This is a genomic window from Terriglobus sp. YAF25 (assembly GCF_052113305.1).
Lineage (GTDB): Bacteria > Acidobacteriota > Terriglobia > Terriglobales > Acidobacteriaceae > Terriglobus.
On sequence record NZ_JBFRCY010000187.1, the window covers coordinates 1 to 10,401 of the forward strand.

Consider the following 10,401-nt stretch of genomic DNA (forward strand, 5'->3'; position numbering starts at 1 on the left):
CATCTGGGCATCGCCAAACAGCCCGTGAATGGACATCTGGGCATCGCCAAACAGCCCGTGAATGGAGACGCGATTTATAACGGAGCGGATGACGACGCCTCCGGCACTACCGCCGTGCTCAACCTCGCCCGCTATCTCGCCCATGCCAAACCGCCCAAGCGCACTGTCGTCTTCGCCCTGTTCGGTGCCGAGGAGTTCGGCGGTCTGGGATCCCAGGCCTTCCTCGCCCATCCTCCCATTCCGCTCACCAGCATCGTTGCCAACCTGGAGTTTGAGATGATCGGCCGCTCCGACTCAGCCGTCCCCGAGGGTACCCTCTGGCTTACCGGCTTTGAACGCAGCACCCTTGGACCGGAGCTCGCGAAGCACGGCGCCCACCTCGTACAGGACCCGCATCCGAAGGAAAACTTCTTCATGCGCAGCGACAACTACGGCCTGGCGCTCGAAGGCATCATCGCGCACACCGTCTCCAGCTTCGGCCTCCACACCGACTACCACCAGGTCACCGACGAGATCACCACCATCGACTTCAAACACATGACCACCGCTATCGCCTCCATGGAAGCGCCCGTAGAGTGGCTCATTAATACCAACTGGCAGCCTATGTGGAATCCGGGTGGGAAACCGGAGAAGAAGGACTAGTTGCTGGTTGCTGGTTCCTAGTTGACCCCAAAAAGCAAAAGCCCCATTCAAGCTCTTCGCTTGACGGGGCTTTTATTTTTCAACTAGGAACTAGCAACCAGCAACTGCCTACGCCTGCGGCGTAGGCGAAGCCTTCTCCCCATCCAGCACTACACCGATGGCGTGAATCACTGAGGTTACGCGGATGGCGGCGTTCACCACCTCTTCCGTCATTCCCTTCTGGCGAACCACGTTCTCGTGCGAGCTGACGCACTTGCCGCAGGCGTTCACTGCCGAAACCGCCAGGCACCACAGCTCAAAGTCGACGTGGTCTACGTTATGCGTACGCAGCACGTTCATGCGCAGGCGCGCCGGCAGCGTGGCGTACTTCTCGTTGTCCGTGAGGTGATGGAAACGGTAGTAGATGTTGTTCATGCCCATGATCGCTGCAGCTGCCTTCGCGGCATCCAGGGCGAGTGGGGTCAGCACCTTGGCTGCCTCTTCAATCGTCGCCGCCGTCAGCTCAGGATTACGGGTCGCGATTGCGGTGCTCACCACCGTACCCCAAAGCTGCTGGGGGCTCAGCTCCGTATTCTGCCGCACCAGCGAGCTGAAGTTCAGCTTCAGGTCCTTTGCATAGGCAGGCAGGCTGCCGATCAAATCATCAAGTGCCATGAAATCTCCTCTCACTGCGCCATTCGAGCGCAAGAAAAGGCGGCCACTCCAGCAGCGGCCACCTCTTCGGTTGAACTTGGTTTTAGACGGCCAGGGTCTCTTCGCCCTTCTGCCAGTTGCAGGGGCAGAGCTCGTCGGTCTGCAGAGCGTCCAGAACACGCAGCACTTCCTGCGGATTGCGGCCGACCGAACCGGCGGTGACGTACACAAACTGGATCACGTTGTTCGGATCCACCAGGAAGGTCGCACGCTGGCAGACGCCGCCATCCGGATCCAGAATGCCGAGCTGACCCGACAGGTCACGCTTGATATCGGCAAGCATCGGGAAAGGCAGGTCGCGCAGGTCCTCGTGATTATTGCGCCATGCCAGGTGCACGAACTCTGAGTCGGTCGAGCCGCCCAGTATCTGGCAGTCACGATCCTCAAACTCCTGGTTCAGCTTGCCGAAGCCTGCAATCTCGGTCGGACAAACGAATGTGAAATCCTTCGGCCAGAAGAAGTAAAGCTTCCACTTGCCGGGATAGGACTCCTCGGTGATCGTCTCAAAGGCCTTGTCCTTATCGCGGCTGACCGTGGCTACCACGGAATAATTCGGGAACTTCTCGCCAATCTGAAGCATGTGTCTCTCCTCGGGGTGTAGTTATCGTGTACAGACCGGCACACCGGTCCGCGAAACTCGGAACTTCAAAACTTTCGTAGTCGACTGCGGCAAATACGGCTGCTAGTTGATCTTCTTTGCCTGGCACTCCGGGCAGATGCCAATGACATCCACCGCGTACCGCTCGACGAGGAACCCGCCTGGCAGTTTCTGATGAGAAGGCAATAGGCCAAGATCGGCTTCATCGATATCCGAAATCGACTTGCACATGGAGCACACCATGTGATGATGCGGCCGGCTGTTCATCTCCACGCGCAGCGTGCCATGGTGCATGCTGACCTCGCGAAAGATACCGCTCTCCACAAACAGATGAATGTTTTTGTAGACGGTCGCCAAACTGATGGCAGGAATCTTCTTCTTCACACGCGCGTAAACCTCTTCCGGAGAGGGGTGCCCGTGCATGCCCTGCATGATCTCAAACAGAACCTGGCGCTGATGCGTCACCGCGATGCCATGTTGCTGGCACAGTTCGCGGAAGGTTGTTGCAGAGAATTCCATCAAGACTTAGTAAACGATAATTCTTATCGTCTGTCAAACGCTATTCCTGGAAAACGGCTGGCCCTCCGGTAAACGGACGTCGGAGCGTGCAGGAACTAGATATCTCTATGGGAATAAAGGAAACTACTGCAGCTTTTCGCCGCGCGTAAACCGCTCGTCCAGCGGCTTTCGTCCGGCGAATCCATCTTCCATGGTGTGCCAGTGCGTGATTGCGGTCTCGCCCTGCTTCCAGCAGAGAAGTACGACGCGGTCCTCAAGCTGGAAGGGAAAATCCAACAGACCGGTGTCCAGATCCTTCACCTGAACCCCAATGGCATCGATCTCCGCCAGCGTGTCCTTGGCTTCCTGTATGGCCTTCTCGCGCTGTCCGCGGCGGCGGGCCACAGCAGCGATATCGACATGCATGCCGCCATACAGGAAGATCCGCTGCGAGAGGTCCTGCAACTCCCCCTCCACCTGTGCCGCCAGGCGCGCTGCTGTTTGCGCCCGCTTCAGCAGGCTCTCCAGCACCGGCAACATGGTCTGCGCCTCGGAAAGGGTAAAAGTCCGCATACGACACCATCTTATCGCTGAACCGGCGACACCGCAGCGGCTTTCCTGATATCTCACCGGCGGTATGGTCGCTACCGCACCAAAGAAAATCGGGCGAGGCAACACACTCGTTGCCCCACCCTTCGCGAAGCGAAGGGTGGGCAACGAGAGCTTCGGCACATCTAGCAACCAGGAACCAACCAGGAACTGGTTTAAGCTTTGATTTCGAGCATCCGGTCCAGCGCGACGCGGGCCCAGTGCTTCACGTCATCGTCCACCTTGATGCGGTTGACGACGTTGCCTTCCACCAGGTTCTCCAGCGCCCACGCCAGGTGCTGTGGGCTGATGCGATACATCGTCGTGCAAAGGCAGCCTGAATCATCGAGCGTGATGACCTTCTTGCGGCCCTCGAAGAGCTTCGCCATGCGATTTACCAGGTGGATCTCCGTTCCCACGGCGAACATGGCGCCCTCTGGAGCCCGCTCGATCACTTCAATCAGCTTCTCGGTCGATCCGGTAGCGTCTGCCTTCTGGCAGACCTCCCACCGGCACTCCGGATGCACTATCACCTGAATCCCCGGATAGTTCGCCCGCACCTGGTCCACATGCTGCGGCAGGAAGCGCTGGTGCACTGAGCAGTGGCCCTTCCACAGGATCACCTTGGCGGCCTTCAGCTTCGCCGGCGAGACACCACCGCCGATCACCCACGGATCCCACACCACCATCTCGTCCAGCCCAATGCAGAATCACCTGCTGGCCGCCCTTGCCCAGAACATCGGCACTCTCGGCCATGAAGTGCACGCCGCAGAAGATCAAATACTTCGCGTCAGTCTCAGCCGCCACCTTCGAAAGCTTGTAGCTGTCGCCGGTGTAATCGGCAAAACGAATCACCTCGTCGCGCTGGTAGTGGTGCCCCAGGATGATGGTGGTTTTGCCCAGAATCTTGCGTGCGGCCGCGATACGGGCATCCATGGTGTGGTCGGGTTGGGATAGATAGTTGTCCAGCGAGCAGACGTCGGCCTGCGGCGCTTCCAGTACTTCTTCCAGAACACTCACTTCTCTTCCTGCCTTCAGTCACGCTCAAGGCGCAACGGGGATGTTGAAAGCATTACTTCGATGGCTGCAGTGGACTCGCTGCCCTTCGGCCCAGCCCACGGGGATGTTGCAACCACTGCCTGCATCGATAAGACGCCCCAGGGCGGCCCTACGATGCAAGCTTCTTTACGGGGCGGTGAACGCCCCGTAACAACCTCAGTCTACAGCATCGGGTCCGCTCCGCTATGATGGCTGGTAGCGATGCCCAGCTTTGCCGACAGCGTCTTTCTTTTCTTCCTGGCCCTGCTCCTCTTCGGGCCCAAGAAGCTGCCGGAGCTTGCCCGCCAGCTAGGAAAGCTGATGGGCGAGTTCCGCCGCGCCTCCAATGAATTTAAGTACCAGATGGAAGAGGAGTTACGCCTCTCCGAGCAGGCCGAGGAACGCAAGAAACTCGCCGAGCAGGCCAAGGAAGCAGGCCCCGAAGCCGTCAAGCCCATCGCGACCGAGGGCGAGGTGAGCATCATGCCTCCCTCCACCGGCCTGCCGACTCCGGCCGGCTCCGCCGAAACGGAAGCCTCTACCGCAGCCGACCCGGCTACCCAGACCGAAGCCGATGCTGTCAGCGCCCTGGTAGATTCTGTTCCGGTCGAGACCGTTGGGTCCGAGACCGTCAGGTCCGAGACCATTCCGTCCGAGCCCATCCCCAACCTCCCGTCCGAGCTGGACCAACACCTGGACCCGGCCCACACGCACACCACGCAGGAGACCCATGGCTGACGTCATCGATCGCGCCCGGGCGGCAGTAACGGACCGCGCCGAGCTGCCAGGCATGAGCCTGATGGAGCACCTCGACGAGCTCCGCAAGCGCCTTATCCGCGCCGTCATCTTCCTGGTCGTCGGCATGGCCGTGGCCTATGCCTTCCACGAGCGTCTTTACGACATCGTGCAGAAGCCACTGACCGACCTGCACCTGAAGCTCAACTTCACCCACCCGACCGATGGCCTGAACCTGTCGCTCAAGACGGCGCTCTACGGCGGAGCCATCCTCGCTTCTCCATTCATCCTCTACCAGGTTTGGCTCTTCATCGCCCCCGTCTCTACCAGACCGAAAAGAAGTACGTCACGCCTTTCATGGCGTCAACTGTCGGTCTCTTCCTCGCCGGCGCATGGTTCGGCTATCGCTGGGTGCTGCCGGAGGGACTACGCGTCCTCATCCTTGGCTTCGGCAAGCAATTCAATCCCATCATTACCATCGAGGACTACACCAACTTCTTTCTCGCCGTGATCCTTGGCCTGGGCGCCTGTTTTGAGCTGCCCGTGCTGATCTTCTTCCTGGCGCTCTTCGGCATTGTCGATGCGAAGTTCCTCTGGAAGAACGTGCGCTACGCCGTCATGATCATCTTCGTCATCGCGGCGGTTATCTGCCCGACACCCGATCCCTTCGGCATGTGCCTCTTCGCTTCGCCAATGCTGGCGCTGTACTTCCTCTCGATTCTGGTTGCTTACATGGTCCACCCGAAGCGCCGCGAGGCCAAGGCACAGAAGGCATGAAGCTCCGTCTCGTAGCCCGTGCACTCCTCTCTATTGCAGTTCTCGGCGCCGTTGCGCAGGGACAAAAGTTCAGTGGCGCACGCGCCATGGACCTGACACGGCAGTACGTCAACACCAGCGGACCGCGCTGGCTGGGCTCGCCAGGTCACACCAAAGCCGAGGCCTTCATCAAGAAGTTTTTCGCTCCTGAGATTGCCAAGGGGCAGTTCGAAGAGGACGCCTTCACCGCCAGCACTCCGGCGGGCTACCTTCCCGGCAAGAACTTCATTGTGAAGTTCCCAGGCAAGAAGGACGGCATCATCGTCCTCGCCTCGCACTACGAGACCAACTATCCGCTGCGCAACATCGACTTCGTCGGAGCCAATGACGGCGGAGCCACCACCGCCCTCCTCATGGAGATGGCTAACGTCCTCCGCACTCATCCGCCCGAGGGCTACTCCGTATGGCTGCTCTTCGACGATGCGGAAGAGGCGGTCGGTGACCACTGGGATACGCAGCGCGATGCCCTTTACGGCACCAAACACGTCGCCGCGAAGTGGGCCGCCAGCGGCACCCTGCCGAAGATCAAGGCCTTCCTGCTCGCCGATATGTGCGCCGATAAGGACCTGAACATCAACCGCGAGACCAACAGTACTCCCTGGCTCACGGATCTGCTCAAGCAGGCGGCGAAGAATACTGGTCACTCGAACTCCATCTTCAAACTCGAGTCGGCCGTCGAGGATGATCACCTGCCCTTCAAACAGCGTGGCGTGCCTGTCCTCGACATCATCGACATCAACTACGGACCCTCCAGCTTCATGCATCCCGACGGATACCACCACACCGCCGACGACACGCTGGACAAGATTTCGGCTGCGAGCCTGCAGATCTCCGGAGACCTGTTTGTGGAGATGATCCGGCTCATCAACCAGAGCAATCACTAGGCCCGATGAACGAGATCCCTCTCTACGACTGGATCGGCTTCCACGTCTTCCTGCTGCTGCTCTTTGTCGGCGAGTTTCTCATGCTCCGCCGCAAACAGACGCCTGCGCGCGCCATCTGGGCGACATGCATGTGGGTCGGAGCGGCTCTCGCGTTCGCCGGGTATGTTTGGTACACCCTGGGCGGCCCTTACGACATCGAGTTCATCTCCGGCTATGCAATCGAGGAGTCGCTGTCGGTCGATAACCTCTTCGTCTTCCTTCTGCTCTTCCGCGAGTTCCACATCGAAGGTCCGCACCAGCGCCGCGTTCTCTTCTGGGGAATCCTCGGAGCAGTCGTCATGCGCGCAGGCTTTATCGGCCTCGGCATCGAGCTGCTGGAACACTTTGCCTGGGTCACCTACATCTTCGGAGCCTTCCTGCTCTTCGCCGCCGTGCGCCTGCTAATGCCACATGGGGAAAAGAAGCCCGGCAAGCCCGCGTGGACAAAGTGGGTCGAACGCATCGTTCCCGTCTCCAGCAATCAGTCAAGCTTCTTCCTGCGTGAACAGGGCAAGCTGCACCTGACCATGCTCTCGCTGGCGCTCATCGCTATCGCCTTCACAGACTTCGTCTTCGCGCTCGACTCTATCCCCGCGGTGCTCTCCATCACGCGGCACCCGTTCATCGCCTACAGCTCCAACGTCATGGCGGTGATGGGTCTGCGCTCCCTTTACTTCTTGCTGGCGCACCTTCTCGAGAAGCTCGCCTACCTACACTACGGTCTCGCCGCAGTGCTCGGCTTCGCCGCTTTCAAGATGCTCGCGGCAAGTTGGATCGAGGTCTCCGCTCTGGTTTCGCTCGCCATCATCCTCGGCCTGCTTGGCATCACCGTCGTGATCTCACTGCTGTTACCAAAGAAGCACGCGACAGCCTGAGGAGTACCGACCAAGTCGAAATAAGGTACGACAGGGTGCCCCACATACGCGAAGCTTATGTGGGTGTATCAAGCGGAGCTTGATCCGCGTTGTGAGTTGAGTTCTGCAAATAGCAAAAAGACGATTCGCGCTATGCACGAATGCCCACATAAGCTTGCACCCCAGCCAGCAAGCTGGCCGGGGACCCCGCGGCGCGTATGTGGGGCACCCGATGTATCTCAACTACTTAAAATCAACCACACCATCGCGAAGCACCGAGTGCTTCCCAAACTTCACATCATCCCGTTGCGGAAAATCATTCCGGAAATGCGCCCCACGGCTTTCCTCTCGCGCCAGCGCCGCGATCACAATCATCACGGCAATCGCATGCAGGTTCCGAGCCTCAACACTTCGGCGCGCATTCCCTGCCGGCAACACCATCGCTGCAAGCTCAGCCTTCGCCTCGCGCAATCGCTCCGCGTCCCGCAGCAAGCCGGCCTTCTCCCACATCAACGCACGCAGATGCGCAATCCAGGCCTCGACATCTCCCGCATCGCTACCAGCCTGAACCGCCGTCGGAACAATCGCCTTTGAAGCCTGGGGACCACCACACTCTTCGACCATCGCCTCGGCCGCCAGGGCTCCAAAGACCAACCCCTCCAGCAGCGAATTACTCGCCAAACGGTTCGCTCCATGCACCCCAGTGCAGGCACACTCACCCGCCGCATATAGACCCGGAAGCGATGTTCGCCCATGGGTATCCGTACGCACACCACCCATCAGGTAGTGCGCTGCCGGTCGTACGGGAATCAGATCCCGTCCCAGCTCAAACCCATACCTACTCAGAAACGTTGATATGCCCGGGAAACGCGCCTTCAGGTCCTTCTGTACATGACGCATATCGAGATAGACCTCGCCGGTCATGCCCTCGCGCGTAATCGCGCGCGCCACTACATCGCGGGGCGCAAGCTCTGCCAGCTTGTGATACCGCGACATGAAACGCTCGCCCGCAGTATTGCGCAGATAGGCTCCCTCACCACGTAGCGCCTCTGACAACAGAAAGCGCGGCGCATCCACCTGCGAAAAGGCGGTGGGATGAAACTGGTAGAACTCCATATCGCTGATCGCCGCACCCGCGCGCCACGCCATCGCAATGCCATCGCCCGTCGCCACGGCGGGATTCGTCGTATCGCTGTAAACCTGTCCCGCGCCGCCGGAGGCCAGCAGCACCGCACACTCCTCCACTACGCGCGTCTCACCCTGCGCATCTTCCAGCACGACACCGCAGACGCGGCCCGTATCTGCGCGCAACAGGTCGATCGTCGTGACAAACTCACGCACTTCAATGCGTGGATTGGCTGTCACCATTCGCAGCAGAGAACGGGCAATCTCCCAACCTGTGGCGTCGCCATGGGCATGCAGAATGCGCGATCGAGAGTGCGCCCCTTCGCGCGTCCGCATCAGATCGCCCTGTTCGCGATCGAACTCGGTGCCCCATGCCAGCAGCTCTTCCACGCGCGCCGGTCCTTGCTCCACCAGCACCTGAGCGGCCTCGCGGTTCACCAGGCCGTCGCCTGCCATCACCGTGTCGTCCAGATGCTCGGCGACGTCCTCGGCACCGCCCATGGCCACGGCGATGCCGCCTTGCGCATAGGCCGTGTTCGACTCGGCCATCTTCTCCTTCGTCACCACCAGCACGCTGCCAGCCTTTGCCAGCGTCATTGCTGCCCGAAGCCCGGCGATTCCAGCGCCCACCACAACAAAATCAAAACGTTCCGCGGCACTCACCCTCACAGGGTACGCTTCTGATCGCGATACCATAAAGCTGTGCCAGTTATCGCAGTAAATACGCCTACAGCGAACTACAACGTCGTCATCGGCCGCGGCCTTCTGCCAACACTCTCCCGCCGCATCGCCAAACTCACCGGTTCTCCGGCTACCCGGCTCTTCGTCGTCACCACTCCCGAGATCTGGAAGCTGTGGCAGCGCAAGTTCCTCGCCTCCTTCCCCAAGGACGCGAAGCCGGTCGTGCTGCTGCATCCCTCCGGCGAATCCCACAAGCGCTTCGCCGCGGTCGAGAGCCTTCTTGAGCAGCTCGCCGAGAACAAGGCCGACCGCGACTCCGTGCTCATCGCCCTCGGCGGCGGTGTGATCGGAGACATCACCGGTTTCCTCGCGGCTATCTACATGCGCGGCATCCGCTTCATCCAGGTGCCCACCACGCTGCTCGCACAGGTGGACTCCTCGGTCGGCGGCAAGACCGGCGTCAATCTGCGCGCCGGCAAAAACCTCGTCGGCAGCTTCCATCAGCCGCTCGGTGTCTTCATCGATATCGACATCCTCAAAACCCTGCCACCCGCCGAGCTGCGTGCCGGCCTGCAGGAGTCCGTCAAGGCCGGCGTCATTCGAACACCGCGCCTCTTCCGCTACATGGAGTCGGAGTCGAAGGCCATTCTCAAAGCTGATCCTAAAGCCCTTGAAAAGGTCGTCACTGCTTCTGTGAAGATGAAGGCAGAGGTTGTCGGCATCGACGAGCGCGAGAACGGCCTGCGCATGATCCTCAACTTCGGCCACACCCTGGGCCACGCGATCGAAGCCGCTACGAAATACAAGCAGCTTCTGCACGGACAGGCCATTGCCTGGGGCATGATCGCCGCCACCCTGATCGCCGTGGAACGCGGCATGCTTGGTGAGGCCGAGGCGATACGCATCGTCAATACCGCTCTGCTGTGGCACCGGCGACATGACCTCCGCCTTACTGGCGCTTCGCCCTTCGCCCGCCGAGCAGATGGTGGCCATCGACTTCTCGCACGAGATGATCACGCGCGGCATCGAGAAGCATCGCGAACACAACGTCTGCTTCATCGAAGCCGATGCTCTCAACTTGCCGATGCCTGACAACTCCTTTGACCTCGTCGTCTCCGCATTCGGCTTCCGCAATCTCGCCAACTACGACGCCGGCCTGCGCGAGATCGCACGCGTGCTCAAGCCCGGCGGGCAGATCGGCATTCTCGAC

General features: G+C 60.2%; 11 protein-coding genes and 3 pseudogenes. 7 read left to right on the plus strand and 7 right to left on the minus strand.

Going from position 1 to position 10,401, the window contains the following annotated elements; genetic code table 11:
• A partial coding sequence (locus tag AB4043_RS09830) for a M20/M25/M40 family metallo-hydrolase (RefSeq protein WP_442306965.1) occupies window positions 1–642 on the plus strand: 642 nt, incomplete at its 5' end.
• 108 nt (window positions 643–750) lie between these two features.
• Here AB4043_RS09830 and AB4043_RS09835 read toward each other — a convergent pair.
• The 6 genes and pseudogenes from AB4043_RS09835 to nadA (AB4043_RS09860) form a co-directional block, all read right to left on the minus strand.
• Window positions 751–1,296, minus strand: coding sequence for a carboxymuconolactone decarboxylase family protein (locus AB4043_RS09835; RefSeq protein ID WP_442301118.1), 546 nt, complete (start codon window positions 1,294–1,296; stop codon window positions 751–753).
• Between the two features lie 82 nt (window positions 1,297–1,378).
• A complete protein-coding gene (locus AB4043_RS09840; RefSeq protein WP_442301119.1) occupies window positions 1,379–1,915 on the minus strand; it encodes a peroxiredoxin in 537 nt (178 codons plus the stop codon).
• A gap of 102 nt (window positions 1,916–2,017) precedes the next feature.
• Window positions 2,018–2,452 carry a Fur family transcriptional regulator gene (locus AB4043_RS09845; protein WP_147646850.1) on the minus strand — a complete coding sequence of 145 codons (435 nt, stop codon included), beginning with the start codon at window positions 2,450–2,452 and terminating at the stop codon, window positions 2,018–2,020.
• A 123-nt stretch (window positions 2,453–2,575) separates the two neighbouring features.
• A complete protein-coding gene (locus tag AB4043_RS09850) occupies window positions 2,576–3,004 on the minus strand; it encodes a DUF2203 domain-containing protein (RefSeq protein ID WP_442301120.1) in 429 nt (142 codons plus the stop codon).
• Between the two features lie 191 nt (window positions 3,005–3,195).
• Entirely contained in the window at window positions 3,196–3,702 is a 507-nt protein-coding gene (nadA, locus tag AB4043_RS09855) for a quinolinate synthase NadA (RefSeq protein ID WP_442306966.1), read from the minus strand.
• A gap of 82 nt (window positions 3,703–3,784) precedes the next feature.
• A pseudogene (gene nadA / locus AB4043_RS09860) lies at window positions 3,785–3,955 on the minus strand (quinolinate synthase NadA); the annotation flags it as partial.
• Between the two features lie 324 nt (window positions 3,956–4,279).
• On the opposite strand from nadA (AB4043_RS09860), the gene AB4043_RS09865 reads away from it, so the two are divergent.
• The 4 genes and pseudogenes from AB4043_RS09865 to AB4043_RS09880 all read left to right on the plus strand — a co-directional run bounded on the left by AB4043_RS09865 (window position 4,280) and on the right by AB4043_RS09880 (window position 7,406).
• A complete protein-coding gene (locus tag AB4043_RS09865; RefSeq protein ID WP_442301122.1) occupies window positions 4,280–4,795 on the plus strand; it encodes a twin-arginine translocase TatA/TatE family subunit in 516 nt (171 codons plus the stop codon).
• A gap of 124 nt (window positions 4,796–4,919) precedes the next feature.
• Window positions 4,920–5,569: pseudogene (gene tatC / locus AB4043_RS09870) on the plus strand (twin-arginine translocase subunit TatC).
• Window positions 5,566–6,492, plus strand: coding sequence for a M28 family peptidase (locus tag AB4043_RS09875; protein ID WP_442301124.1), 927 nt, complete (start codon window positions 5,566–5,568; stop codon window positions 6,490–6,492). The pseudogene tatC and the gene AB4043_RS09875 overlap by 4 nt, the downstream one beginning before the upstream one ends.
• A gap of 5 nt (window positions 6,493–6,497) precedes the next feature.
• A complete protein-coding gene (locus AB4043_RS09880; protein WP_442301125.1) occupies window positions 6,498–7,406 on the plus strand; it encodes a TerC/Alx family metal homeostasis membrane protein in 909 nt (302 codons plus the stop codon).
• Window positions 7,407–7,628: 222 nt separating this feature from the next.
• On the opposite strand, the gene nadB is transcribed toward AB4043_RS09880, so the two are convergent.
• Complete coding sequence (nadB, locus tag AB4043_RS09885) at window positions 7,629–9,173, minus strand: L-aspartate oxidase (protein ID WP_442301127.1); 1,545 nt, start codon at window positions 9,171–9,173, stop codon at window positions 7,629–7,631.
• 39 nt (window positions 9,174–9,212) lie between these two features.
• On the opposite strand from nadB, the pseudogene aroB reads away from it, so the two are divergent.
• Window positions 9,213–10,046, plus strand: a pseudogene (aroB, locus tag AB4043_RS09890) (3-dehydroquinate synthase); the annotation flags it as partial.
• An 82-nt stretch (window positions 10,047–10,128) separates the two neighbouring features.
• Window positions 10,129–10,401: methyltransferase domain-containing protein (locus tag AB4043_RS09895; protein ID WP_442306967.1), on the plus strand; the 273-nt coding region annotated here is incomplete at its 3' end.

Bases quoted from the DNA above. Each gene is read 5' to 3' on its own strand.
- AB4043_RS09850 (WP_442301120.1), bottom strand. From the start codon at position 3,004: ATGCGGACTTTTACCCTTTCCGAGGCGCAGACCATGTTGCCGGTGCTG.
- AB4043_RS09875 (WP_442301124.1), top strand. From the start codon at position 5,566: ATGAAGCTCCGTCTCGTAGCCCGTGCACTCCTCTCTATTGCAGTTCTC.
- AB4043_RS09845 (WP_147646850.1), bottom strand. From the start codon at position 2,452: ATGGAATTCTCTGCAACAACCTTCCGCGAACTGTGCCAGCAACATGGC.
- AB4043_RS09840 (WP_442301119.1), bottom strand. From the start codon at position 1,915: ATGCTTCAGATTGGCGAGAAGTTCCCGAATTATTCCGTGGTAGCCACG.
- AB4043_RS09880 (WP_442301125.1), top strand. From the start codon at position 6,498: ATGAACGAGATCCCTCTCTACGACTGGATCGGCTTCCACGTCTTCCTG.
- AB4043_RS09865 (WP_442301122.1), top strand. From the start codon at position 4,280: ATGCCCAGCTTTGCCGACAGCGTCTTTCTTTTCTTCCTGGCCCTGCTC.
- AB4043_RS09835 (WP_442301118.1), bottom strand. From the start codon at position 1,296: ATGGCACTTGATGATTTGATCGGCAGCCTGCCTGCCTATGCAAAGGAC.